The organism is Lysinibacillus sp. fls2-241-R2A-57 (assembly GCF_030209535.1).
In the GTDB taxonomy this organism is placed as follows: Bacteria; Bacillota; Bacilli; order Bacillales_A; family Planococcaceae; genus Lysinibacillus.
In genome coordinates this window covers 1-24,605 of record NZ_JARVRU010000203.1, presented here as the reverse complement: position 1 = coordinate 24,605, position 24,605 = coordinate 1, and the positions used below count along the sequence as shown (strand labels likewise).

At 37.0% G+C, this 24,605-nt stretch carries 29 protein-coding genes; 1 reads left to right on the top strand and 28 read right to left on the bottom strand.

From position 1 onward, the window contains the following. Positions 1-24 precede the first annotated feature (24 nt). From QRN68_RS24760 to metG, 16 genes are all read right to left on the bottom strand, one after another. A complete protein-coding gene (locus QRN68_RS24760; protein ID WP_143996615.1) occupies positions 25-252 on the bottom strand; it encodes an anti-sigma-F factor Fin in 228 nt (75 codons plus the stop codon). A gap of 288 nt (positions 253-540) precedes the next feature. Then, positions 541-1,101 carry an aminoacyl-tRNA hydrolase gene (gene pth / locus QRN68_RS24755; protein ID WP_285399943.1) on the bottom strand — a complete coding sequence of 187 codons (561 nt, stop codon included), beginning with the start codon at positions 1,099-1,101 and terminating at the stop codon, positions 541-543. Positions 1,102-1,407: 306 nt separating this feature from the next. Further along, positions 1,408-1,992, bottom strand: coding sequence for a 50S ribosomal protein L25/general stress protein Ctc (locus tag QRN68_RS24750; protein ID WP_285399942.1), 585 nt, complete (start codon positions 1,990-1,992; stop codon positions 1,408-1,410). Positions 1,993-2,270: 278 nt separating this feature from the next. Continuing rightward, entirely contained in the window at positions 2,271-3,230 is a 960-nt protein-coding gene (locus QRN68_RS24745; RefSeq protein ID WP_285399941.1) for a ribose-phosphate diphosphokinase, read from the bottom strand. Positions 3,231-3,254: 24 nt separating this feature from the next. Beyond that, positions 3,255-4,625 carry a bifunctional UDP-N-acetylglucosamine diphosphorylase/glucosamine-1-phosphate N-acetyltransferase GlmU gene (gene glmU / locus QRN68_RS24740; protein ID WP_285399940.1) on the bottom strand — a complete coding sequence of 457 codons (1,371 nt, stop codon included), beginning with the start codon at positions 4,623-4,625 and terminating at the stop codon, positions 3,255-3,257. A gap of 475 nt (positions 4,626-5,100) precedes the next feature. Then, positions 5,101-5,403, bottom strand: a complete 303-nt coding sequence (gene spoVG / locus QRN68_RS24735) for a septation regulator SpoVG (RefSeq protein ID WP_285399939.1) — start codon at positions 5,401-5,403, stop codon at positions 5,101-5,103. Positions 5,404-5,740: 337 nt separating this feature from the next. Beyond that, a complete protein-coding gene (locus tag QRN68_RS24730) occupies positions 5,741-6,115 on the bottom strand; it encodes a RidA family protein (RefSeq protein WP_068986585.1) in 375 nt (124 codons plus the stop codon). Positions 6,116-6,118: 3 nt separating this feature from the next. Further along, positions 6,119-6,946, bottom strand: coding sequence for a pur operon repressor (gene purR, locus QRN68_RS24725; protein WP_285399938.1), 828 nt, complete (start codon positions 6,944-6,946; stop codon positions 6,119-6,121). A 56-nt stretch (positions 6,947-7,002) separates the two neighbouring features. Next, entirely contained in the window at positions 7,003-7,869 is an 867-nt protein-coding gene (ispE, locus tag QRN68_RS24720) for a 4-(cytidine 5'-diphospho)-2-C-methyl-D-erythritol kinase (protein WP_285399937.1), read from the bottom strand. 219 nt (positions 7,870-8,088) lie between these two features. Then, a complete protein-coding gene (locus QRN68_RS24715) occupies positions 8,089-8,271 on the bottom strand; it encodes a small, acid-soluble spore protein, alpha/beta type (protein WP_049667357.1) in 183 nt (60 codons plus the stop codon). 113 nt (positions 8,272-8,384) lie between these two features. Next, positions 8,385-8,645: a biofilm formation stimulator Veg gene (veg, locus tag QRN68_RS24710; protein ID WP_053594102.1), complete on the bottom strand. Its 261-nt coding sequence runs from the start codon at positions 8,643-8,645 to the stop codon at positions 8,385-8,387. A 156-nt stretch (positions 8,646-8,801) separates the two neighbouring features. Continuing rightward, positions 8,802-9,683, bottom strand: coding sequence for a 16S rRNA (adenine(1518)-N(6)/adenine(1519)-N(6))-dimethyltransferase RsmA (gene rsmA, locus QRN68_RS24705; RefSeq protein ID WP_285399934.1), 882 nt, complete (start codon positions 9,681-9,683; stop codon positions 8,802-8,804). Beyond that, on the bottom strand, positions 9,676-10,242 hold the full coding sequence (rnmV, locus tag QRN68_RS24700) for a ribonuclease M5 (protein WP_285399933.1): 567 nt from the start codon (positions 10,240-10,242) through the stop codon (positions 9,676-9,678). The genes rsmA and rnmV overlap by 8 nt, the downstream gene beginning before the upstream one ends. Before the next feature lie 264 nt (positions 10,243-10,506). Continuing rightward, positions 10,507-11,718 carry a G5 and 3D domain-containing protein gene (locus QRN68_RS24695; protein ID WP_285399932.1) on the bottom strand — a complete coding sequence of 404 codons (1,212 nt, stop codon included), beginning with the start codon at positions 11,716-11,718 and terminating at the stop codon, positions 10,507-10,509. 135 nt (positions 11,719-11,853) lie between these two features. Beyond that, positions 11,854-12,624 (bottom strand): TatD family hydrolase, encoded by a 771-nt coding sequence (locus tag QRN68_RS24690; protein ID WP_285399931.1) that lies wholly within the window; start codon positions 12,622-12,624, stop codon positions 11,854-11,856. Between the two features lie 253 nt (positions 12,625-12,877). Continuing rightward, positions 12,878-14,869: a methionine--tRNA ligase gene (metG, locus tag QRN68_RS24685; RefSeq protein ID WP_481817485.1), complete on the bottom strand. Its 1,992-nt coding sequence runs from the start codon at positions 14,867-14,869 to the stop codon at positions 12,878-12,880. Positions 14,870-15,278: 409 nt separating this feature from the next. On the opposite strand from metG, the gene QRN68_RS24680 reads away from it, so the two are divergent. Continuing rightward, positions 15,279-15,557 carry an AbrB/MazE/SpoVT family DNA-binding domain-containing protein gene (locus QRN68_RS24680; protein ID WP_004229214.1) on the top strand — a complete coding sequence of 93 codons (279 nt, stop codon included), beginning with the start codon at positions 15,279-15,281 and terminating at the stop codon, positions 15,555-15,557. Positions 15,558-15,935: 378 nt separating this feature from the next. Here the strand turns inward: QRN68_RS24680 and rsmI are convergent, their stop codons facing one another. The 12 genes from rsmI to QRN68_RS24620 form a co-directional block, all read right to left on the bottom strand. After that, positions 15,936-16,808, bottom strand: a complete 873-nt coding sequence (rsmI, locus tag QRN68_RS24675) for a 16S rRNA (cytidine(1402)-2'-O)-methyltransferase (protein ID WP_285399928.1) — start codon at positions 16,806-16,808, stop codon at positions 15,936-15,938. Beyond that, positions 16,805-17,068, bottom strand: coding sequence for a GIY-YIG nuclease family protein (locus tag QRN68_RS24670; protein ID WP_285399926.1), 264 nt, complete (start codon positions 17,066-17,068; stop codon positions 16,805-16,807). Before QRN68_RS24670 ends, rsmI begins: the two co-directional genes overlap by 4 nt. After that, the gene (locus QRN68_RS24665; RefSeq protein ID WP_285399925.1) at positions 17,052-17,801 is read right to left on the bottom strand and encodes a tRNA1(Val) (adenine(37)-N6)-methyltransferase; all 750 of its coding nucleotides are present in this window, start codon (positions 17,799-17,801) and stop codon (positions 17,052-17,054) included. The genes QRN68_RS24670 and QRN68_RS24665 overlap by 17 nt, the downstream gene beginning before the upstream one ends. A 63-nt stretch (positions 17,802-17,864) precedes the next feature. Beyond that, positions 17,865-18,221, bottom strand: a complete 357-nt coding sequence (gene yabA / locus QRN68_RS24660) for a DNA replication initiation control protein YabA (protein WP_285399924.1) — start codon at positions 18,219-18,221, stop codon at positions 17,865-17,867. A 27-nt stretch (positions 18,222-18,248) separates the two neighbouring features. Further along, positions 18,249-19,064 carry a PSP1 domain-containing protein gene (locus QRN68_RS24655; RefSeq protein ID WP_285399923.1) on the bottom strand — a complete coding sequence of 272 codons (816 nt, stop codon included), beginning with the start codon at positions 19,062-19,064 and terminating at the stop codon, positions 18,249-18,251. After that, a complete protein-coding gene (gene holB, locus QRN68_RS24650; protein ID WP_285399921.1) occupies positions 19,057-20,061 on the bottom strand; it encodes a DNA polymerase III subunit delta' in 1,005 nt (334 codons plus the stop codon). The genes QRN68_RS24655 and holB overlap by 8 nt, the downstream gene beginning before the upstream one ends. A gap of 199 nt (positions 20,062-20,260) precedes the next feature. Next, positions 20,261-20,701 (bottom strand): YaaR family protein, encoded by a 441-nt coding sequence (locus QRN68_RS24645; RefSeq protein ID WP_285399920.1) that lies wholly within the window; start codon positions 20,699-20,701, stop codon positions 20,261-20,263. 87 nt (positions 20,702-20,788) lie between these two features. Continuing rightward, positions 20,789-21,118: a cyclic-di-AMP receptor gene (locus QRN68_RS24640; protein ID WP_010857007.1), complete on the bottom strand. Its 330-nt coding sequence runs from the start codon at positions 21,116-21,118 to the stop codon at positions 20,789-20,791. A gap of 79 nt (positions 21,119-21,197) precedes the next feature. Then, a complete protein-coding gene (locus QRN68_RS24635) occupies positions 21,198-21,335 on the bottom strand; it encodes a hypothetical protein (protein WP_285399918.1) in 138 nt (45 codons plus the stop codon). A 141-nt stretch (positions 21,336-21,476) separates the two neighbouring features. Next, positions 21,477-22,106 carry a dTMP kinase gene (tmk, locus tag QRN68_RS24630; protein ID WP_285399917.1) on the bottom strand — a complete coding sequence of 210 codons (630 nt, stop codon included), beginning with the start codon at positions 22,104-22,106 and terminating at the stop codon, positions 21,477-21,479. Between the two features lie 17 nt (positions 22,107-22,123). Beyond that, positions 22,124-23,548, bottom strand: coding sequence for an aminotransferase class I/II-fold pyridoxal phosphate-dependent enzyme (locus tag QRN68_RS24625; protein WP_285399916.1), 1,425 nt, complete (start codon positions 23,546-23,548; stop codon positions 22,124-22,126). A 156-nt stretch (positions 23,549-23,704) separates the two neighbouring features. Next, a complete protein-coding gene (locus QRN68_RS24620; RefSeq protein ID WP_285399915.1) occupies positions 23,705-24,139 on the bottom strand; it encodes an SRPBCC domain-containing protein in 435 nt (144 codons plus the stop codon). Positions 24,140-24,605 lie beyond the last annotated feature (466 nt).

Here is a 24,605-nt window from a genome sequence, read left to right as displayed (position 1 = left end):
AAGTGCGCCAAAGCATCCTTCCAATTATTGAATCCATTTATTGAGTGCATGATAATCTGGATATTGTCTTAGCGAATCCTCACATTGCTCACAAATGCAGTGCACCGTCGTTTGTCCATGTTGGTCTTTCTCAACATAATCATCCGCTTCTCCCATTTCAAAAATATGCAGTTTTCGAATTGTATCATCTGCATCAAATGGTAGTGTCCCTATTTCTACTTCACAATGCCGACATCGATAGCGAACTGACATCTCCAAATCATCCTCCTTTAAGCAATTACTACTTAAAGTATAGACATTTCTAAAAAAGATTATGCACTTTCAATTTTGTCTTAGCATAATTGCTCTTTAAAATAGAGAATAGTTTTTGCATTGTGTCTAAAATTAGACTATACAATTTAGTAAGCTGTCGCTTTGCTTTCGCTACCCAAAACACTTGTAGCTGACGCTTCTCTTTCGCTACGAAAACACCACCTGCTGAGAGAAATTAAACCGTCATCCTAAACAACTGGAATATTCACACCAAACTTTAACTTATTGTTACCCGTTAAAGTGATTCATTACATCAAGAAATGGCTTTGAAAGAGATGCTTCTATAGCATTTACACACTTTTCAATAGTGTCTCCCATAACAGCTTGATCTTCTTTTGAAAATTTCGATAACACGTAATCTGCTACCTTCATGCCAGCCGGCGGGCGGTTAACCCCAACACGAATGCGATTAAATTCTTGCGTGCCTAAATGCTGAATTAATGATTTAATACCATTATGTCCACCTGCACTACCTTTTTGACGCAGGCGTAATTTACCTGTCTCTAAATCTAAATCGTCATAAATAACAATTAAATCTTCCACATCAATATCAAAATAGTTCATTAGGGGACCAACACATTCCCCTGATAAATTCATATATGTTAAAGGTTTAACAAGTAGAACCTTTCCTTCAGGACGATGTACCGTTGCATACATACCATTAAACTTTGAATTAGTTAAAGGTGCACCCCATTTTTCAGCTAACGCATCTATAACATCGAAGCCAATATTATGTCTTGTATGCTCATAAGGTTTACCTGGATTTCCTAAACCAACGATAATTTTCATAAGTACCCCTCTTCTTTCAAATCTAATAGTCATTATTTTACCATATCATGTACTAAGAAAGCATTTTGTACATTTCTTGAATGAAAAAATTCAAAAATACAAAAGCACTGATTGACTAGAAAAGCCCAGATGCTTTCCAAGAGCAATAATTGAGCCCCCACAAAAAAAAACATATAGGTCTCAAATAAAATATCGTTCTCCTTCGTTAATCTTTTAATGATATGAAGTATATGGGGTTCCAAAAAACACAAAAAAGCTATTAAAGAAGGTTAACCTTCTTTAATAGCCTTTCCTTATCATCTATATTTACTCTTGTTCAATACTAGTTTCTTCTTCAACTACAGCAACTGGTGCCATCATTGTTGCCAATATATGCTCACCTTCACTAACAATCTCAAAATCTATTGATTCTCGAATATCTGCTATTGTGATTGACTCACCAATTTTAAGTTTAGTAATATCCACTTCGATTGCTTCTGGCATATCAGCTGGTTTTACTTTAATTTTCAGTTCTAAGTTAGGCTGCATCAAAATGCCACCTTCACTTACACCAACCGACTCTCCAACAAGTTTAATAGGCACGTCAGCTTCTAACTCTTCAGACATATTAATTGCTAAAAAGTCTACATGATTTACTTCACCTTTCAGAGAGCATTGTTGTATTTCTGACACAACAACATTCACTTTTTTCTCGTCTAGCTTCATCGAAAACACAGCGTTTTGTCCATTTTTTATAATGGATTTTTTGAATTCCTTCGCTGAAATAGAAATTGGGGTAGAATCTAAATTATAGCCGTAAATAACCGCAGGAATGGCTCCCCCTTTTCTAAGTTGGGTTAATGTTGAACGATGCCCAGCTTCGCGCTTTGTAACACTTAATACTGTACTCATATCTATACTTCCCCTTCCAAGAAAAATTATTTACGCCTTATCATGAATGTCATTAATACTTTAAAATCCTCGATGACATTTGTTAAGGCTCTAATAATATTTACCTCTATTTTTTATACAGTAGTGTAAATATTATTAAGTCACAATTACTATTATACCCTTTTACAAGAAAATTCACACAAAAGAGACCTATAAAAAAGGACAAATCTACTTGCAAACGTAGATTTGTCCTTACTATGTCACATCAATTTACTGTATGTGAAATTTGTTTATTTATATTAATCAAATAGAGTACTTACAGATTTATTTTCATAAACACGAGAGATTGCATCTGCCATTAATTTAGCTACTGATAGTTCTGTAATTTTTGGAGATTTTTTCTCTTCAGAAAGCTGGATAGTATTTGTTACAACTAATTCTTTAATTGAAGAGTTTTCAATACGTTCGATTGCTGGACCTGATAGTACTGGGTGAGAGCAGCAAGCATAAACTTCTTTCGCACCAGCAGCACGTAATGCATCCGCACCGATTGTAATCGTACCTGCAGTGTCAATAATATCATCAATCAAGATTGCCACTTTACCATCAACATTACCAACAATGTTCATTACTTCTGCAACGTTTGGTTTTGGACGGCGCTTGTCAATAATTGCAATAGGTGCTTTTAAACGTTCTGCCATTTTACGAGCACGTGTTACACCACCATGATCTGGTGAAACAACAACGATTTCATCTTCTGGAATACCTTTTGATTTGAAGTAATCAGATAGTAAAGGCACTGCCATCAAGTGGTCGATTAAAATATCGAAGAAACCTTGGATTTGCGGTGCATGTAAATCTAAAACGATTACACGTGTTGCACCTGCTGTTTCAAGTAAGTTTGCTACTAATTTAGCTGTAATTGGCTCGCGTGCTTTTGCTTTACGGTCCTGACGAGCATATCCATAGTAAGGCATTACAACGTTTACTGTACGAGCAGATGCGCGTTTTACAGCATCCACCATAATTAAAAGCTCCATTAAATGTTCGTTTACAGGTGCAGAAGTAGACTGCACGATAAACACATCACAACCACGAATACTTTCTTCAATGCTAATTTGAACTTCTCCATCGCTGAAGTGTTTAACAGAAGATTTACCTAATTCAACACCCATTTCTTGCGCAATTTCTTGAGCAAGTGGATTGTTAGAGTTAAGTGAAAATATTTTTAATTGTGAGTTTGCATAATGATACGGCATGATGGCCTCCTGTTTAGTTGATAATTATTTTGAATTTAATTTGCTTACATAATTCGGTTTGTTTTCTTGTCTTGCACGAGCAATTGCAAGTGCATCCTCAGGAACTTCTTTTGTAATTGTAGATCCTGCTGCAATAAATGAACCTTTTCCAACTTTCACTGGCGCTACTAAGTTAGTATTACATCCTACAAATACATCATCTTCAATAATTGTTTGGAACTTGTTTTTCCCATCATAGTTTACTGTAATGGAACCACAGCCAACATTGACATTACTTCCTATTTCAGCATCACCAATATAGCTTAAGTGTGATATTTTCGTGTCATTACCTAGTTTACTTTTCTTCACTTCTACAAAGTTACCAATTTTCACATGGCTACCAATATCAGAAAGTGGTCGAATATGTGCAAAAGGTCCAATAGCTGTGTCTTCTGCTACAGCGCTTTCACGCACAACAGAAGAATGCACAGTTGTTCGGTCACCGATACGGCTATCTATGATTTGTGTGTTTGGCCCGATTATGCAATCTTCACCAATAACAGTTGCACCTTCTATCATAGAGCCCGGCTGAATAACAGTATCTCGACCAATCACCGTGTCTGCGCTAATATATGTTGCTTCTGGATTAATAATTGTGACCCCGTTACGCATATGCTTTTCATTAATTCTTGTACGCATTAGCGTCTCTGCTTGTGACAGAGCAACACGGTCATTAACACCAAGTGTTTCTTCAAAATCTTCCGTTACATATGCTTCAACGATATCGCCTTGTTTTTGTAAAATTTCAATCACATCAGGTAAATAAAACTCGCCCTGTGCATTGTCGTTTTTCACAAGCTTTAATGTCTCAAATAACGCTTTATTATCAAAGCAGTATGTGCCCGTATTAATTTCTTTAACTAATTGCTGTTCTGCTGAAGCATCCTTTTGTTCAACAATTTGCTCCACCTGTCCATTTTCGCCACGTAAAATGCGACCATAGCCTGTTGGATTTTCAGCAATCGCTGTTAAAATAGTAGCCTTAGCATTCTTTGCTTGATGATGCTCGAACAAAGCTTGCATCGTTTCAGGGCGAATAAGTGGTGTATCACCGCAAACAACTAATGTTGTCCCTTCTTCGCTACCTAAAATTTCCTCAGCCTGCTGTACAGCATGAGCTGTCCCTAACTGTTCAGCCTGTAAAACATACTCGCTTTTATCTCCAAGCTGTTGTTTTACCTTTTCTGCACCGTGTCCTACAACCGTTACGATGCGACTCACATCTAACGTTTGAATGTGATCCACCACATGTTGCACCATCGGCTTCCCACATACTGGATGGAGCACTTTATATAATTTGGACTTCATACGTGTACCTTGACCTGCAGCCAAAATGACAGCAAAAATGTTGCTCATCTGTAAGTCCTCCAATACGCTCATTTTCTCTTATGACTATATAGCAAAATTCATCTATTTTCAAGGTATGTAGAGTTGACAAAAAGATGAATTTCCAAATCAAATGCACCTTATGCTCGAATGTTAATATGTATGTCCTAAAACTGCTCTTTTTCTCTTATTCACAAAATAAAAAGAACTCTCCAATTAAGAAGAGCCCTAATTATCTAATGTTACCAGGTGTATACAAAAAGTGTAAGAATTTGAATAATCACCATTAATATGGATCATCCCAAAATTTGTGGATGACATTTGTTTAAGCGCAAGCGAAGCAGCTCATCAGTCGCCCCTAGGAAGCTTTGCTCTGCGCGAAAGCGAAGCGTCAGCTACAAATGTTTCCTGTAGCGAAAGCGAAGCGTCAGCTACAAAGCGCCCAGTCAGAACGGCAATCAATCTCACGTTATGGTGATGCGCATTACTATTTATTCCTTTGAAACTATACACCGATTTCTTCTAATTCTTCTGCTTTTTCTACTTCTTCTGTTTCGCTTGAATTATGGTACTCGTTTAAAATAATCTCCTGAATTTTATTACGAGTCGTCGAATTAATAGGATGTGCAATATCTCTAAATTCACCGTCTGGCGTTCGTTTACTTGGCATAGCAACGAATAAACCTGTATTGCCATCTATCACACGAATATCATGAACCACAAACTCGTTGTCGAGTGTAATGGAAGCAATCGCACGCATGCGACCATCTGTCTGTACACGACGTAACCTCACATCAGTAACTTCCATTTTCTCACCACCTCTCTTCTTAGATGCCTAAATGAAAATATAATATTCTTTATTACCGAATATTTTCCTTTTTATAGTCTATCAAATTTTCAAAAAAATTTGAATACTCATTAGTATAATATTTCCTTTATATACATAAATTTTGACAATTGTTTGACAATCGCTCTAATACTAATCAATTTCTCCTTAGCGTGGTTGTCGCTTTCGCACAGAAAACATTTGCCGCTGTCGCTTCGTTAACACTTCGCTTTCGCACAAAAAACATTTGTTGTACAAAGATAAAAAAAAGCCCACTAAAAGAGCTAATCACTTCTCTTCTAGCGAGCTTAAAAATTACTTATTTAACGATGGCAATAACTTCAATTTCTACTTTAACATCCTTTGGTAGACGTGCAACCTCTACTGCTGAACGAGCTGGTTTATGATCGCCAAAGTGGCTAGCATATACTTCATTCATTGCCACAAAGTCGTTCATGTCCTTCATAAAAACAGTTGTTTTAACAACATTGTCTAAAGATGTTCCAGCAGCTTCTAAAACTGCTTTTAAATTCGCAAATACTTGATTTGTTTGAACTGTGATATCGCCTTCTACTAATTCGCCGGCTGCCGTTAGTGGAATTTGACCTGAGCTATAAAACATGCCGTTTACGATAATCCCTTGTGAATACGGTCCGATTGCTGCTGGTGCATTTGTTGTTGCTACTACTTTCATTTGTCATTTCCCCTTTTTAGAAAAATAGTTACCTTCGCTTAATGCAATTGTACGGTCTTTTTCATTGACCTCATGAAGCTTCACCAGTGAATAATAATCATCTACTAACGTTTCATCTGCATGCTCAGCCTCTACAAGTACTGCAATACCCGCCAGCTGGCAGTCAAACTCCTCTAATAGATTTTTCATGCCGTTCATTGTACCACCGACCTTCATAAAGTCGTCAGTTATAAGCACTCGTTGTCCACTCTTCATGCTTCTTTTCGATAATACCATTGTCTGAATTCTTCTGGAAGAACCCGATACATAGTTGATGCTGACTGTAGAGCCTTCAGTTACCTTACTATCTCTTCTAACAACAACAACTGGTACATTTAAATGTCTTGCAATGGCATGGGCAATAGAAATCCCTTTTGTCGCGACAGTCATTATGACGTCAATTTTTTGGTCAGCAAATGCGGATGCAAACACCTTTCCAACTCGATTAATTAAATCTGGATTGCCGAGTAAGTCGGTCATAAATAAATAACCGCCTGGTAATAAACGATCTGAATGCTCAAGCTCCGCCTTTAAATCCTGAATAACTAAACGGACCTCAGCCTCGGACATTTTAGGAATATACTTAACTCCTCCAGCAGCGCCCGGTACTGTTATCAATAACCCGATTCCTTTTTCTTCGAAAGTTTCTTTTACAATCGTCAAATCTTCACTAATAGAAGACTTTGCAGATTGATATAGTTCTGAAAAATAAGTTAGCGGGATCAACTGATGTGGATGTTCTAGTAAATAGTACGTCATATCAACTAGTCGTTCACTACGTTTCCATTTCATGCGACCCTCTCCTAAACACGAATATTTATAGGTAAAATTAACATAAATTTGCGGTTTTAAGCAAGCGTATTTCGTTCACCTAAAATCCGGACAGCATAAACTTCTTCACAAAAACCACGTAAGCCATTATAAATACGGCTTACACGAGCTTCACTATCTACTAAACCAAACACCGTCGGACCGCTCCCACTCATTAATGTTGCATCTGCTCCAAAGCGCTTCATCTGTTCCTTTAACATTACTACTTCTGGATGTAGCTTAAATGTTACAGTTTCCAAAACATTCCCTAACGATGCACATAGTAACTCATAACTTTCCGTTTCAATAGCTTGAATCATTTGCTTCGTATTTGGATGTTCTAATCCTTCAACCTTTAGCCCTCCATACACTTCAGCTGTAGAGACACCTATTTTCGGCTTAGCTAAGACTACCCAACAGTTTGGCGGTGCAGGTAATTCCTGAATTTTTTCTCCACGCCCTGTTGCTAATGCTGTGCCTCCATAGACACAAAACGAAACATCTGAACCAATTTTAGCACCTAGTTCGGCTAATTCATCTATAGATAACCCTAAATCCCACAGCTCATTTAAACCTTTCAGTGTAGCAGCCGCATCGCTACTTCCGCCTGCTAGCCCTGCTGCAATTGGTATTTCTTTTTCTATAGTAATGGATACACCTTGTCCAATGCCGTATGTATCTTTAACTAGACGCGCTGCCTGATAAGCAAAATTACGGTGATCATTTGGCACAAAATTATCAGTCGAAATTATTTCAATTACGCCATCTTCTCGAGATTCCAGACTAATACGATCAGCCAAATCGACAGTCGTCATGACCATCTCTACTTCGTGATAATTATCTGGTCTTTTATAAAGTACATCTAATGTTAAATTTATTTTTGCAGGCGCCTTTACATAAAGCATCTTTCTTCCTCCTTAGTATAAACAGCCGTTCATCTTTCACAAAGATTATTCATTTTATTTTACCATAATGGGAAAGCGAAAACGGAAAAAAAGAACCGTATACCCCTGTTTGGTGTAACGGTTCTCTCTCGTCAGTTGTGTTGTTGTGTCGACAGAAGTTTTCATCCCTGTTCGAAATGAAGTTATCTTTTATAAGTGGTCTATTTTAACAAAAATAGTCTACTTATTATGCTCTTGCTCACTATTTGCTCTTTCAGCCATTTCAATGGCACGTTTCACCATATTACCAGCGTCTCGAGCTTTAATGCCGCCCCAGCCTTCTCGTTGCACAACATCATAAAATCCAAGTTCTTTAGCGATCTCTTCTTTTAAACGAGGTGACATGATACCTTTTCTAGGCATATAAACTCCTCCTTTAACAACTGACGAATTTAGTATGTCCCAGAAAACGCAAAACACTCATGTAGTTTTTAACATACATGAGTGTTTCAAAATATAGAAATAAGTACTAGAAACTATTTTGCGACAGCAGCCTTTGCTTCGTCTAAAAATGTAATCTCTACTGCTTCAGTTAAAATATCTGTGTAGCTATACGATACGCGCTTGCACGTATTGTCTTCTTGATCAAGCTCAACTACAAAAATAGCGCGATATGTCTCACGCAATACCCCTGCACACTCGACCGTTTTCTTGCGACCTCCGTTTGCTCTTAACTGCAAACGTTTACCCAAATGACAATCCAACGACTTTTTAATGTCCGCTAAAGTTTTTGGCATTTTCGCTTACACCTCACTACTTCTTAGTATAAGCGATTCGCCCAAAAATGTCAACAAAATATAATATTTTATCAGCCTGGAATAAATGTTGTCAACTTATTTTTTATGAAAAAACAAATTTTTTTACGTAAAATCAAAAATGTTAACAAAAAAGTTTTACTTTGCAAACGTTGGATATAGTGCATCTGCCAATTTTCCAAACTCTTGTATAGTAAGCGTTTCTCCTCGACGTGTTGGTTCAATATTTACCGCTGTTAAGGCTTCCAAAATTTTTTCCTTATGTTCCTTTCCATTTGGTAAACCTGATTGCAAATTATTAAAAATTGTTTTTCGACGCTGTACAAACGACGCTCGAGTTACAACAAATAAGAAATCCTCATCAATTACCTTTACTGGAGGCTCATCATGTTTAATAAGACGGATTACCGCAGAATCTACATTTGGCTGTGGCATGAAAACAGTCTTCGGTACTGTCATAGCAATCTCAGCCTTTACATAATATTGGATCGCAATTGATAAAGAACCGTACTCCTTCGTTCCAGGTTTAGCCGTAATACGATCCGCTACCTCCTTTTGCATCATGACAACAAAGCCACGAATTGGCAAACGATCATTGAGTAATTTCAATAAAATCGGTGTCGTCACATAATAAGGTAAATTTGCTACAACCATAATATCCTCAATACCCGGCATCTCTTCATTAATTACCTTAGCAACATCCGCCTTTAAAATGTCTGAATGTACAATAGTAACATTATTATATGGACTAAGTGTATCTTCTAATACAGGTAATAAGCGTTGATCAATTTCAAAAGATACAACCTTTTTTGCATTTCTCGCTAAATGCTCTGTTAATGCTCCAATACCAGGACCAACTTCGATTGCACCGCTATTCTCAGTTAAATTTGCATGACTAACAATATTTCGTAAAATGTTCGGATCTATTAAAAAATTTTGACCTAAACTTTTTTTAAATGAAAATCCATATTTCTTTAAAATTTCTTGTGTTCTAATTGGTGTTGCAATATCCTTATGCATCGTTTTCCTCCTGATCTAACTGTGCGACTGCCGCACCAAATTGCTTTTCTGTGATTTGAAACATTTTCAATCTTTTATGAAGTTGTTTACCGTTTGTTGCACCAATATTCAATATTTCTCCAAGGCGATCACGTCGAATTTTCGCCTGTGGATGGCCAATTAAACGTGCCGTCATTAAATCCTCAAGAGTAATATCATCAGTGTTTAGCTCATCAGCATTTGGGGTATAGACATGTCGTAGTGCTTCTCGTATATCCTCATCTGCTGCATGCTCAATGCCTAGTCCTTTACCGTTTCTTGCAATTGTTTTAGCTTTTGGTAAAAAAGCGTGTTTTACACCTTTTACATGCTCCTCGATAATGGCACGAATCCGACGTCCTGGATAATCTGGATCAGTAAAAACAATAACACCTCTTTTATCCTGAGCATGTTGAATTCGCTTCAATGTCTCCTCTGAGATAGCCGATCCATTTGTTTCTATTGTATCTGCTTGTGTAGCTCGCTTAATAGCTGTTGTATCATCTTTCCCTTCAACAACAATGATTTCTTTTATTCGCAAAAAGGCTCCTCTTTTCTACCTTATCTTCAGACCATTTTACAACTGCACTGTACGATTGTACAGAAATACACGGCTATTCATCTTCTTCTATAATACTCTTTCTCGAGTTGAATGTTGTTTCTACTTCACTTTCGCTATAGCTTTTAGTTACGCTTCATCCTCCAGAACAAAAAATTACTGAAGAAAAATAAAAAGCTTTCCTGCCAGTCAAAACAGGAAAGCTAAAATTAGCGAAAAAACATATTGATTAATTTTACAATTTTTTTAATTTAATACTTTTATACGCACTTTCCTAACTCCCCAATTACTAGCTTGGGCTTCAGTTTGTACAAGTATGTCGATCTTATTACCCTTAATTGCACCACCAGTATCCCCTGCTATAGCTGTTCCATAGCCTTCAACCCAAACTTTTGAGCCTAGCTTAATAACAGATGGGTCTACTGCGATTACTTTCAATCCAGAGCCTGCACGCAAATTGATGCCAGTGGCAGATGTACCCGAGCAGCCATCACAATATGGTGTATAGGCTGTTGCCGTTACATAAAATTCTTTACCGCTAGCTGGCTCTGCTGAACCACGTGATACAGTAGTTGTACTTGCTACTAAATTTTTAGTACCTACCGCAACTACTTGCTTCTTCGGTTCTTTCACAACCTTTTCAGATTGTAAATTTTTTGCTACAACTTTGCCATTTTCCTTCACGACTTCATACGTTTTAGTCACTAAACCTTCCTGGCCAGCTGTTACAACTTTTTGTTTTCCCTTTTGCAATGAAGCATCCTTCTTCTTTTCAACTGCGAAATCTAAAGAGTCTTCCACTACATCGATAACCTTTTCTACGCGAACTACTGTGATTTTACTTCCCGGGGTGATTACGTCCTTCAGGTTATTCTCGACACGATCGAATTCATTAAGTTGAATTCCTTGTTGTTTTAAAAAGTTAGCGACCGTAGTCGAAGTGGACCATACTTGTCTTTCGTTTACGCCATCGACAAGCGATACTTGAAACGCTTTTTGGATATCGATTTTGTTGTCTGCTCCTACCTCTGTATCAAGACCTTGTTTTAAAGAGTCATGCTCTGATACGTTGATACTCGCTTCTTTCAAAATGTCTTTCACTTGTGTTTCAGTTGTCCAAACTTTTGACTGATTTCCGTCAACTGAAATAGTTACTTCTTTTGCCTGTTCCCATGTAATTGCTATTCCATTAGCAATTTTGGTATTCAGAGAGGGTGATATTTTGTCATGCTCTGCTATGTCTATATTTTGATCTTGTAATAATTGTTCTACAGTTTTTGCATGTGTTGATATTTCGGTTGTTTTTCCGTCTGCTTCAAGCGTTACGGTTTTTTTAGTACCTTGATAAAGTACGAATGAAATTACAGATACAAACAGGATAAGTGAAATAATTCCTATCACTGTTTGCTTACTCCTCAATGATCCTAAGAACAAGTTTTTCATGGAATTATTTGACATGAAAAAACGCCTCCTTAATACAAGGTTGGATTATACGGACTAGATTTGGCACTGTCAACCCGAATGTTTTGGAAAAGAAATTTGACCTTGCCTTGTCACCCAACCACAAACCCAGCATTGGAGGCATCTCATCTACTAAATGTCAATCCCAAAAAATTTTTTCGCATTTGCTGTTGTGGCCTGTGCAATTTCTTCAATCGTTAATCCTTTTAAACGTGCAATTTCTTCTGCAACTAACGGCACTAATGCTGGCTCATTACGCTTTCCTCGATATGGATGAGGCGCTAAATACGGAGCATCTGTTTCAATCATCAAATGCTCTAAAGGTATTTCTGTTGCCACTTCCTTCGGCATACGTGCATTTTTAAATGTCACGGGTCCACCAAGACTAATCATAAAATTCATAGCAATGCATTCATGTGCGGTTTCCACACTGCCACCAAAGCAATGCATAACGCCTCCCACGGAAGCTGCATTTTCTTCACGTAAAATTTGTACAACATCTCCAGTTGCATCCCTGTTATGAATAATGATTGGTAAATTCAGCTTTTGCGCTAAATGAATTTGCTTGCGGAAAAGTGCTTGTTGAACATCTTTCGGTGATTTATCCCAATAGTAGTCTAATCCCGTTTCACCAATACCGACTATTTTGGGATGTGCTGCTAATTCCTCAATCCAGTTTAAATCCTCTTGTGTACAATCAATCGCATCAACTGGGTGCCACCCTATCACACCATAAACAAAATCATATTGGTCAATCAATTGCATTGTTTTTTCAATGGTTTTACGGTCAAAGCCAACAACAACCATCGTTTCTACTTTCGCTTTCAGAGCTCTATCAATAACCTCTTGTAAGTCTTCTTCATACTGATCTGCATTTAAGTGTACATGTGTATCGATAAACATCGTCATTCTCCTAACATAGATTTTATTAAAAATTATTATTTCATATTTTTCGTAAGTATTACAAATTTGTTACAAACAATTTTGTAATATGACATTTCCCATAACCTCAGGAACTACGCTCATTACTATTTACCCAGAAAATCATAATATTTACAGCGCATAAATTATTTCAAGATAATAAAATACTCATTTTTCACTTGGATTTTAAAAGCCTGCTGAATATTTTTCATTCAGCAGGCCTTCCTAAAATTTTTTACTTTACTTTTGCACCATTTTCTAGCTTTGGATCAACTGATGCTAATTTTAAAATCCCATCTTTTTCACCAGCTAGAATCATTCCTTGTGATAATTCTCCACGTAATTTAACTGGCTTTAAGTTAGTAACTACAATCACTTTTTGACCAATTAATTCATCTGGAGAATAGAACTTTGCAATGCCTGAAACTACTTGCCGTTGCTCATATCCAAGATCCACTTGAAGCTTTAATAATTTGTCTGCTTTCGGAATAGTTTCGCACGCTGTTACAGTAGCTACACGTAAATCAACTTTCATAAAATCATCGATAGTAATTTCTGGGATTTCTGGAACCTCAACAGCTTTTTGCACGTCTTTCGGTTCTTCTTCTTGTGGAGTTTTCACAGAACCACGCATTTCCTCACGAATATACGTAATTTCAACTTCACTCTCTAAACGAGGGAAAATAGGAATTCCTTTTTCTACCACTTTAATGTTTGCTGGAATAGTATTGCCGAATGTTTCAATTGTTTCCCATACTAAGAATTTGTCATCCAAGCCTAATTGCTCAATAATTCGTTTAGGAGTAGATGTCATAAATGGTTGTAACATGACAGCAATTTGGTGTAAACTTTCCGCCAAATTTCGCATAACAGCGCCTAATTTTGGCTTATCTGATTCCTCTTTTGCTAGAACCCACGGTTGAGTTTCATCTATATATTTATTTGTTCTCGACACAAGCGTCCATATGTCGGCTAATACGACACTAAATTGCATTTTTTCCATACTTTCTTCATATTTAATACGTACTGATTCAGCCTGCTCTTTTAAGGCTGCATCAAACTCTGTCGACTGAAGATTTTCAGCTGGAATAATGCCGTCGAAATATTTATTAATCATTGATATTGTGCGATTCAATAAATTTCCTAAATCGTTTGCTAAGTCGAAGTTTGTACGTTCAACAAAAGATTCTGGTGAGAATACACCATCAGAGCCAAATGGTAGCTCGCGTAATAGGAAGTATCGTGTCGCATCCAAGCCATAACGTTCTATTAACATTTCAGGATAGATAACATTGCCCTTTGATTTAGACATCTTTCCGTCCTTCATCATTATGAAACCATGTGCAAACACTTTTTTAGGAAGTGGTAAATCTAGTGCCATTAAGAAAATTGGCCAATAAATAGTATGGAAGCGAACGATATCTTTTCCAACCACATGTACGTCTGCCGGCCAATATTTATTGAATAATGTTTCATCCTCTGAAAGATAACCTAATGATGTAATATAGTTAGTTAAGGCATCTACCCACACATAAATCACATGTTTAGGATCCCCAGGAACTTTAATTCCCCAATCAAATGATGTTCTTGAAACAGATAAATCTTCTAGACCTGGTTTAATAAAGTTGTTAATCATTTCATTTTTTCGAGATTCCGGCTCAATGAATTCCAGGTTTTCTTCATAATAAGCTAATAGACGATCTGCGTATTTCTTCATATTAAAGAAGTAAGATTCTTCTTTCACTTTGTGTACCGGACGACCACAGTCTGGACAGTTACCATCTACTAATTGTGTTTCAGTAAAGAATGATTCACACGGCGTACAGTACCAACCTTCATACTCACCTTTATAAATATCACCATTGTCTAAAAACTTTTGGAAAATCTTTTCGACAGTTTTCGTATGACGCTCTTCCGTCGTTTGAATAAAATCATCGTATGAAATATCCATTAATGCCCATAGTTTTTTTGCAGCATCTGCAATTTCATTCACGTAATCCTGAGGATGTTTGCCCGCTTCCGCAGCTTTTTCTTGAATTTTTTGTCCATGCTCATCCATCCCAGTTAAAAAACGTACATCGTAGCCACGTAAACGCTTATAACGAGCAATCGTATCTGATGCTACAGTTGTATACGCCGTACCAATATGAAATTTCCCACTTGGGTAGTAAATAGGGGTTGTTATATAGAATGTTTTATTTTTTTCGTTCACAAGAACTGCCTCCATTGTTTCACAGTATACTATCTATTCTAACGAAGTACGAAATTCGTTTCAACTTCTTTCACGGGTGTCCAAACAACCGGTGAGAGAAATTAAAGCCTCCGGACACAATTTTGCCGAGGCATAATTGCTTGAAAGTTTATCGAGCGCGAAAAATGTCGAATGATATAATCAATCCATTTAATGTATTAAATAAGAAGCTTTTTTACTATAAATTAAAATATATAATAAAAACCTTTTAAAAAAACCAAAATATCTTGTTTCTTCTCAAAAATTTTTATCAAAGCAATAATATTAGTGTATTAATTTATTGACGTTTATGGCATTACTTGGTATGATAACTATCAGACAAAGAAATTATGTCGAAATTTGACGAAATACCAATATAACTTTTAACATTAGGAGGAAAATAATTATGAAATCAACAGGAATCGTTCGTAAAGTAGATGAATTAGGTCGTGTAGTAATTCCTATCGAACTACGCCGTACATTAGGTATTGCAGAAAAAGACGCTTTAGAAATCTATGTGGATGATGACAAAATCATCTTAAAAAAATATATGCCTAACATGACATGTGCTGTAACTGGTGAAGTTTCTGATGATAACTTCCGTCTAGTTGGAGGCAAATTAATTTTAAGTCCTGAAGGCGCAGAAATGTTAGTGAAAGAAATTCAATCTAACTTAAAAAAATAATTTGTTACACACCTAAATTGAGAACAGCAATTTAGGTGTTTTGATTTTATAAAGAGAAACTCTAATAATACAGAATAAAATATAATATAACCAATTCTTAAGTCCCTTATAATGTCCATGTCAGACCTTTTATAATTAAGAGTACTATTTTTTACAATTATTATTAATTTAAATGGTTTATATCCCGTGAGATTGATCCTGGAGGCATTCGATGAACCGCTTGGGCCAACAGGAGTCACCCAGCCGGAATGGAGATCAACTTATGTACATGACAGGCGTCTTAACAAATGTCATCATGAACTGTTGGTAACGGGGTACCTATTTAAATAGATAGAACAAAAAAGAGGTGCCTCTATTAAGGCTACCTCTTTCTTTACATTAACTATGGTATTCGTTATAGATTTCCCGCTTGGCTACTTGACGTAGTTTTGCTACTTCTTTTATAGCTTCTTTTGATGTAACACCTGTATGATTAATCATATAATCGACATGTTCAACAATAGACATTGTCATCCAATAGGCTTCTTCATCATTCTCTTCCTCAGCATTCTCGTTTCCTTCAAGGACAATACAAAATTCCCCTCGAATTTCCTCTGTTTGTGACCATACCACTGCTTCGGCCAACGTACCACGTAAAAACTCTTCGAATTTTTTAGTTAATTCGCGAGCTAATACGATTCGACGATTACCAATAATAGATTCCATATCTTTCAAGGTATCCTTTAAACGGTGAGGAGCCTCATAAAACAAAATGGTTTCCTGACGTTTTTTTAGTTGCTCTAATTGCTGTCGACGTTCCTTTTTTCCTCGATTTAAAAATCCATAAAAGAAAAATGGCTGCGGTGTTAATCCGGAAGCGATTAATGCTGATATTGCAGCATTAGGACCTGGCACCGGCACAACTGGAAAGTCTTCCTCGATTGCTTTTTCGACTATATCTGCACCAGGATCGGAAATACAAGGTAGACCAGCATCACTAACTAATGCAACTGTTTTTCCTTCACGTAAGAAAGCTAATAGCTTTTCTCCTCCCACCTCTAAATTATGTTCATGATAGCTGATCAGTGGTGTTGCTATATCAAAGTAGTTGCATAGCTTTTTGGTATTACGTGTATCCTCAGCAGCAATAATATCTGCTTCCTTTAAAATACGTAGCGCACGTACACTCATATCCTCTAGGTTACCAATAGGTGTTGCAACTAAATATAAACAACCTGTATGATCGTGCATTGTACTTTTTTGAGATTTCATGACTTATCCCTCCCTATATATTTCATTTTTTGCGTTCGTGTTAACTGTTTAAAAGCATATTCTGCACGCATTGCCTCTGGTTTTGTATCGAATTCCTCTACATAAATACATTTCACTGGTCCTCGTGCTCTTGTATATTTTGCTCCCTTACCAGCATTATGTACAGCAACACGTCTGTCTACATTATTTGTATAGCCTGCGTAATAAGATTGATCGGCACATTCTAGCACATAAAAATAATGGCTATTGTTCTTTTCCATAAAGGATTTCTCTCACTTCTGCTGTGTATTCATTGTTGGCATTATAGACATACAGAGGAGGTAATATTTTCAAATCAGGTTTACCGTCTTTAATTCCTTCTATTAATAGTGTATTGGCTTCCTTACCTTCTTTCGGGTAAATAAATTGTAAACGTTTAGGCTCTAAACGATTTGCCCGCATTGCTGTAACAATATCTAATAATCGACCAGGTCGATGAACAAAGGCCGCCTTTCCACCTTGCTTTAATAATTTGCTTGCTGATTGTACTGCTTCCTCTAACGTTAAATATAGTTCATGACGTGCAATAGCGTAATGCTCACTTAGATTTTTATCACTGGCTTCATGTGCCAAAAAATATGGTGGATTACAGGTTACTGCATCATATTTTTCGATTCCTAGCTTCTTAGGAATTTCCTTCACATCACCAAGAACCATATCAATTTGCTCTTCTAACTTGTTGTAACGGATACTTCGTTCAGCCATATCAAATAAACGTGGTTGAATCTCTACTCCGGTAATATGTCCTTTTGTTCTGGCACTTAGAAAAAGCGGGATTACACCATTACCTGAGCATAAATCTACAATTTCCCCTTTATGATATGGGACATTGATAAATTTTGAGAGTAGCACTGCATCCAATGAAAACGAAAAGACAGAGGGACTTTGAATAATACGTAAATTCTCAGCCAATAAATAGTCTAACCGTTCATCACCCTTTAACCAATCTTCCATATTTCTTCCTCCTACTATACAAAACAAAAGACTGACACCACCATAGTGGGAATCAGCCTTCTATTACACATTTTGTTTATTTAAAAATGATAGACAAAACAGACAGTCTTCACCTTTACGTGAACTTCCGAAATGAACATGACAAACATGGAAGCCTTCTTGGTATAGACGTGCTAGGTTATCGTAGCCCTCGCCAATATCTAACGGATTCTCTTTCTTTTCATCAGTAGCCTGTACAGAATTTTCATTAGAAAGTAGTTCTTCTAGACGTGTACGAAGGTGATGATTTTCTGTTTCAAGTGCCTTATGTTCTTCCATCATTAACGCTACAAATTGTTTCAATGCACCGAATTGGTCCTGCATTGCTTCGAGCTGTTGTTCGAACTCCATAACGGTATCTAAGAAATTACGGTCCTTCACCCAAGCCACCTCGTTCAATTCTCTATCTTATATAAGATTTTTTTCGCATGCTAGCAGTTCTTCTAGTGTATACTCTACTGTGCGCTCCTGCTCTTGTAAATATACTTGAATGAGTCTTTCCAGTACATTTAAACCTACAACTTTACCACGGCCATCTGGTGTCATCGTCATTTCACCAATGTCAGGCATTCCCTCTTTTGCTTCCTCATATTCATCATTTTCATACTTCAAGCAGCACATTAAACGACCGCAAAGACCTGAAATTTTGGATGGATTTAAAGATAAGTTTTGATCTTTAGCCATTTTAATAGAAACCGGCTCAAAATCGCCTAAAAAAGTTGAGCAGCAAAGCATCCGGCCACATGGGCCAATGCCACCTAACAACTTCGCCTCATCGCGTACACCAATTTGACGAAGTTCGATACGTGTTCTAAAAACCGAAGCTAAATCTTTTACTAAATCTCTGAAATCGACACGTCCTTCAGCTGTAAAATAAAAGATGATTTTATTACGATCAAATGTATATTCAACATCAACGAGCTTCATTTCTAAATTATGCTCTATGATTTTTGTACTTGCTAGTTCAAATGCGCGCTTTGATTCGGCAGCATTTTCCTCTACTTGAATACGATCACGTTCATCCGCTGGTCGTAGAACTTGTTTAAGTGGTAATACAACATCATTATCCCCAACAACCTTTTGAGGGACAACTACTTTACCATATTCTACACCGCGAGCTGTCTCTACAATGACATATTGACTGTCCTCTAGTAGATATGATGCTGGATCAAAATAATATATTTTACCCGCCCTTTTAAAGCGGATCCCCACTACATTATACAAATGTATATCCCTCCTGCAGATTTAGCATTAACTGCTCCATCATTAACGTCCTATTCATGTTACGCTGTAAAGATGCACGTGCCTGTAAAATTGACTCCATTTGACTAGATAGACGTTCATAAGTCGAATGTAATGCAGCTTCTTTAAATGTCTGTAACATGTCTGGATAAGTACAAGCTGCTTCGGGATTAGCTTTTATTGACACTATATCACGGTAAGCAAATAGTAGTAAATCCAATGCCTGCTCCATCTCGCCTTTTTCTTTAAACAGCGGCAACCATTCTTCATGCACAACAAGCATTGCTTCATGTACATTCTGGCGAATTGCCTCTACTAATTTTAACACTGTTTTTCGAGCATGTGCAAACTGCTCATCATTTGCTAAAAATATCGCCGTTTCGAGCTCGTTCGTCATCATGCTCACTGTAGAAGCCATCGAGTAAGAAATATTGTGATCTTGCAAATGCTTTAACAATAAATGCCGAGGTATTTTTTGAAATTTAATATGCTGGCAGCGAGAACGAATCGTTGGTAATATTGATTGCATTTGTTCCGTTAGCAAAATCGCAGTGACCTCACCATCAGGTTCCTCTAAAAATTTAAGTATCATGTTTGCAGATGCAATATTGAGACGATCTGCATGATGAAGTACATAAATCTTACGTCCTTCTTCAACACCCATCATCTTCATCTCAGCAATTAATTCACGTATTTGATCAATTTTTATAAATTGACCTTCTGGATGAATTTGATGAATATTCGGATGATTGCCTGAATCAACACGTCTGCAATTTCGACATGTTTCACATGGAACATTTTGATTTGGTTGCTCACATAACATTAATTTGACAAAAAACTTCATAATATCTACTTTGCCTGTCCCTTTTTCGCCATCAAAAATGTATGCATGCGCTAATCTATTTTTGTCAAAAATCGTTTGAAGCTGCTTCATTACGACTGGTTGTAGTGTGAATAGCTCTTCAACATTCTTGGCCATATTATAAATTCCTTCCTATATCAATTACACGCCGTAATTGTTTCCCATTGCTCACTTTTAGTACAGAAAATCTGCGGTTTCAGAGCAGATAGATTAGTTACATACTAGTTGCAAGTAGGTCCTTAACCTAGTGTTGTAAAATTAACTGCTGAATAGATTTGAAAAAAGCCCGCGCCTACAAGAGAACAAGACACGGGTTTTACATATATAAATTAATTAATAAGCCTTTAATCTCACCGATTTTATCAAGAAGGTCAATTGCTTCCTTTTCTTCATCTAAAATATCTTGCGCAAGCTCCACAAGACGCGTATCAATAGTTTCAATAATTTTCAAGCGTCTTCCTTCACCAAAACGATTCCATGTATGGGATTGCTTTAATTCCATACCATGTTCTACAGTTTCTTGTAAAAATCGTTTAACAAGCATTTTAAAACGAGCAAGTTCTCGTAAATTACGTGATCTTGCAACACGGTCACCTGCTGTAGAAATATCACCTAACAATCGTGTAAGCTGTTCAGTTTGCAGTTTGGTTCCTTGCTTGACGACCATATCTCCAAATCGGTTATTTTGATTATTATTTTGTAGTGGCTCTTTGCGATTAGTATTTAACCCGACACGTATATCTTGATTGATCTTCAAGCTGTTTCCGCCCCCACTTGCCTTCTTTATCAAATACACAAAAGCTAGTTTATCATGTATTTACTTCGTATTTAAAAAGGCAATGATTTAAAAATGGTGAAACTGTTCAATTGGTAATACAAAAACAGTCGCTCCTCCTACCTCTACCTCCACAGGATAAGGTATATAGGAATCTGCATTTCCACCTAATGGTGAAACAGGTGCAACCATTTGTTCTCGTGCTCGACAATTATCACGAATAATATCTAAAACTTTGGGTATGAGAGAGTCTTCCGTCCCAATAAGAAACGTCGTATTTCCAGAGCGTAAAAATCCTCCTGTGCTCGCTAACTTAGTTGCGCGAAACTGATTTTTCGTTAAAGCATTCGATAAACGGCTGCTATCCTGATCTTGAACTACAGCTACGACTAACTTCATTCGCACTCACCCCTTTTATAAAATTCACTTAAATAGATTTTAATTACCTAAACAGTAACGTCTAAAGAAAATTTTAATTTTATTTAATAAGCGTTATAGTGCTCATTAAATAAATTTCACCTTGGTTAATTGTCGCTTCGCTTTCGCTGCAGAAAACATGTGCCGCTGTCGCAGATAAACAATGCGTCCAGATTTTGAATGGTACCGTAGCCTGCACGATGCAGGTCAGTTAGCCGTTTTCGCAGGATGCGAAGGTGTTTCAGGCTAACATCCTTTCGAAATTCGTGACACCTACTGAATGAAGTTAAAATAATAGATGTTACCATTATATCACAATGTGGTAGACAACTTCATTCTTTTACTGCATTACCTCATATAATAATGACCATACATCTTCAACAACACGCTCAATATTTTGGTCTGCATTGACGACATGTATACGCTCAGGATAACGCTCCACTAGCTGTAAATAGCCTTCCCGAACCTTCTTATGAAAAGCTAAACTTTCAACATCTAAACGATTTACTTCTCGCTCTCCGTGAGCATGAATACGTGCTAAGCCAACCTCTGGTGCAAGATCAAATAATATTGTCACATCCGGTAACTTCTTACCGATTGCAAACTCATTAATAGACAATACTTCATCGACGCCGATACCTCGTGCATATCCTTGGTATGCTAAAGATGAATCAATAAAGCGATCGCAAATAACCATTTTACCCGCATCCAAAGCAGGTCGTACTTTTTCAAAATAATGCTGACTTCTCGCCGCTGCATAAAGTAATGCCTCTGTACGCTCATCCATAGCTGTATGAGCAGGGTCTAAAATAATCGTCCTAATTTTTTCAGCAATCTCAATACCACCAGGTTCTCTTGTTGCTAATACATCAATATTTTCTTGTGCAAATCGCTCAGCTATTTTTTGAATAACCGTTGTTTTTCCAGCACCCTCTGGACCTTCAAATGTAATAAATAAATTGCAATTCATGCTGTTATTGCCTCCAACTATTTAATGACCTCAATCAATTTTTCTTCTAAACGGTGATTTCCTTGGAACGTCGCACCAGTAGCTAGTAATTCCTCAAGCTGACTCAGCTTTGCTACTGTTATTTTTTCACCCGGAACAAGCAATGGAATGCCTGGTGGATACGGAATAATCATACTTGCAGAAATACGTCCCATTGTACGCATATACGGCAACCATTCTTTTTCCGACTTTTCAATTTCATCAAAAGTATATGCTAGTTCCGTAATTGCCACAAAATTATAGGCTGTTTGAGAAGCAGTTATTTTTTCTGCCTTTGGTGTACTTAATAACAATGTTATAGCATCCTTAATATGGACACGTATTTCTGCAAATGGATAGCTATGTCCCTGTTTCAACAAAGGTAACACAAGCAATACTTGATTTGCATCTGCTAGTTCTGCATAGACTTGCTTTGCTTCTAATGCCTCCTGTAATTGAAAGCCGCTATAGCCATCAACGCGGAGCAATAATTTTATTGGATCATCTACTTCAATAACTTCCAAAGAGCCAATAGCCCGTAATGCCTCTACCCATTGATTCCTTTTTTCTATTATATATGCACCGTCACTCTCCATATATGTCTGTACATAATAACGTGCATCATCTAAAGAAGCTAATAAAAGATAGGATGGGCTACTAGATTGTAGCATACGTAAATAATGATTTATTTTGTCTACATCAATCAAGTCTGAATTAACATGCATAAAGGATGCCATTGTCATAGCAGGTAACGTTTTATGTGCAGATTGTACAACTATATCTGCACCAAATGTTAATGCTGATGGTTGAAATAAGGTACATGCACTAAAATGAGCTCCATGTGCTTCATCCACCAAAACAGGAATACCTTTTTCATGACAATACGTAATCTGCTGCTCTATTTCTTTAGATGTCATACCGTAGTAAGTAGGATATGTTAAAACTACTGCGCGAGCCTCTGGGAAATAATCAACAGCTTCTTTTAAATCTCTATAAGAAACATGCGTTGCAGTTAATGTTCGTTCATCCCATAGGGGCGAAACAAATACAGGCTTTGCTCCAACAAGCTCAATTGCGTGAAAAATAGACTTATGTGCATTACGTTGGACAATAATCGTATCCCCTCTTTTACATGTGGCATAAATCATTGCTAAATTGCCAACTGTAGATCCACCTACTAAAAAGAAGCTTTTCATTGCCCCATATGTATCTGCCAACAAATTTTCTGCTTCTAATATCATTTCCTCTGGATGATGTAAGTCATCAAGACCCGATAATTCAGTCACATCATAGCGCATTACATCTTTAAAGGCTCGTGGAAGATGGGACAGTTCTCCATGCTTATGCCCTGGTACATGAAAGGAAATATTTTGTTGTAGTCTAAAGCGCTCTAATCCTTCTACAATCGGCTTTTTCTTTTGCAAAACAAAACACCCATTTCCGTTATATTCTTATTTAATTATACGAAATTATAGCATGATAAAAAAGCTATCCTACCAAATAGGATAGCTTTTGCACCTGATCAATAATATTTATATCTTATTCACAAGAGAAATTATTCTTGTCTCCTTAAAGTTATATTATTTACTAGCCTTGACCGCCATTTCTTGTACTAGTTGTTCCACTAATTGTGGCACGAATTTTTCTAATACTGGATTCATCATCCCAGCTAAAAAACCGCTTGCTTTCATCGTTAAATTACCAATGAGCTGACATGATCCGTCCTGATTCTGTTTTATTTCAAAAAAACCATCACCATTTATCGGATCTGATAAACCTATTAAATCAAACATAACTTGATTAGGATTGGACTCTTTACACTTTAATTCAACCTTTACAGCTTTTTGGATAATTCCAAAATCCCCTTGAAATACCCAAATCATATTTTGTTCATTAGGAAATTCATGATGTAAATAACCTGGTATAAGTGCAGCCCATTCTTCTTTATTTTGAATAAACTCCTGCAACCTTACTTTCTCAATTTGAATATCTTCGCAATATAACCCCGTAGCCATTTCAATACACCCCTTTATTTGTTCATCCGCTGAAAGAAGTTAAATCAATGGCTCTTCACCATAGCGTGTGGTTGATTCCCGTTCCGACTGGGCGCTTTGTTGCTGACGCTACGCTTTCGCGCAGAGCAGAGCTTCCTGGTGGCGTCCGATGAGCCGCTTTGCTCGCTCCAGAGTCTCATCTGTGGCGCTAATCTCCAAGGAGTCTCTCAGCCGGAACGAATGTCAACTAATATACAGCGCATTTATTTTTAAAAATGTCATCCACAACTTTTGGTGATGAGCCAAATCAATTAAATTCTAACATTTTTAGGGTTTAGTAGTGGACCTAAGTTTAAATATACATAATTGTTTAGCCTTGAAAGAATACAAAAAAACCACTGATTTCTCAGTGGCTGCTGTGTGCCTAGCGACGTCCTACTCTCACAGGGGGAAGCCCCCAACTACCATCGGCGCTAAAGAGCTTAAC

Excerpts from the sequence above, each read along its gene's own strand:
- QRN68_RS24640 (WP_010857007.1), bottom strand. The coding sequence starts at position 21,118 with ATGAAGTTAGTCGTAGCTGTAGTTCAAGATCAGGATAGCAGCCGTTTA.
- QRN68_RS24680 (WP_004229214.1), top strand. The coding sequence starts at position 15,279 with ATGAAATCAACAGGAATCGTTCGTAAAGTAGATGAATTAGGTCGTGTA.
- purR (WP_285399938.1), bottom strand. The coding sequence starts at position 6,946 with ATGAAATGGAAACGTAGTGAACGACTAGTTGATATGACGTACTATTTA.
- ispE (WP_285399937.1), bottom strand. The coding sequence starts at position 7,869 with ATGCTTTATGTAAAGGCGCCTGCAAAAATAAATTTAACATTAGATGTA.
- tmk (WP_285399917.1), bottom strand. The coding sequence starts at position 22,106 with ATGAATTGCAATTTATTTATTACATTTGAAGGTCCAGAGGGTGCTGGA.
- spoVG (WP_285399939.1), bottom strand. The coding sequence starts at position 5,403 with ATGGAAGTTACTGATGTGAGGTTACGTCGTGTACAGACAGATGGTCGC.
- QRN68_RS24745 (WP_285399941.1), bottom strand. The coding sequence starts at position 3,230 with ATGCCGTATCATTATGCAAACTCACAATTAAAAATATTTTCACTTAAC.
- QRN68_RS24730 (WP_068986585.1), bottom strand. The coding sequence starts at position 6,115 with ATGAAAGTAGTAGCAACAACAAATGCACCAGCAGCAATCGGACCGTAT.
- rsmA (WP_285399934.1), bottom strand. The coding sequence starts at position 9,683 with ATGCATAAGGATATTGCAACACCAATTAGAACACAAGAAATTTTAAAG.
- QRN68_RS24670 (WP_285399926.1), bottom strand. The coding sequence starts at position 17,068 with ATGGAAAAGAACAATAGCCATTATTTTTATGTGCTAGAATGTGCCGAT.
- QRN68_RS24690 (WP_285399931.1), bottom strand. The coding sequence starts at position 12,624 with ATGTTTATCGATACACATGTACACTTAAATGCAGATCAGTATGAAGAA.
- QRN68_RS24620 (WP_285399915.1), bottom strand. The coding sequence starts at position 24,139 with ATGGCTACGGGGTTATATTGCGAAGATATTCAAATTGAGAAAGTAAGG.
- veg (WP_053594102.1), bottom strand. The coding sequence starts at position 8,645 with ATGCCAAAAACTTTAGCGGACATTAAAAAGTCGTTGGATTGTCATTTG.
- QRN68_RS24760 (WP_143996615.1), bottom strand. The coding sequence starts at position 252 with ATGTCAGTTCGCTATCGATGTCGGCATTGTGAAGTAGAAATAGGGACA.
- QRN68_RS24750 (WP_285399942.1), bottom strand. The coding sequence starts at position 1,992 with ATGAGTACAGTATTAAGTGTTACAAAGCGCGAAGCTGGGCATCGTTCA.
- holB (WP_285399921.1), bottom strand. The coding sequence starts at position 20,061 with ATGGCCAAGAATGTTGAAGAGCTATTCACACTACAACCAGTCGTAATG.
- rsmI (WP_285399928.1), bottom strand. The coding sequence starts at position 16,808 with ATGAAATCTCAAAAAAGTACAATGCACGATCATACAGGTTGTTTATAT.
- QRN68_RS24695 (WP_285399932.1), bottom strand. The coding sequence starts at position 11,718 with ATGTCAAATAATTCCATGAAAAACTTGTTCTTAGGATCATTGAGGAGT.
- QRN68_RS24665 (WP_285399925.1), bottom strand. The coding sequence starts at position 17,801 with ATGGAAGATTGGTTAAAGGGTGATGAACGGTTAGACTATTTATTGGCT.
- QRN68_RS24715 (WP_049667357.1), bottom strand. The coding sequence starts at position 8,271 with ATGCCTAGAAAAGGTATCATGTCACCTCGTTTAAAAGAAGAGATCGCT.
- glmU (WP_285399940.1), bottom strand. The coding sequence starts at position 4,625 with ATGAGCAACATTTTTGCTGTCATTTTGGCTGCAGGTCAAGGTACACGT.
- pth (WP_285399943.1), bottom strand. The coding sequence starts at position 1,101 with ATGAAAATTATCGTTGGTTTAGGAAATCCAGGTAAACCTTATGAGCAT.
- metG (WP_481817485.1), bottom strand. The coding sequence starts at position 14,869 with ATGGAGGCAGTTCTTGTGAACGAAAAAAATAAAACATTCTATATAACA.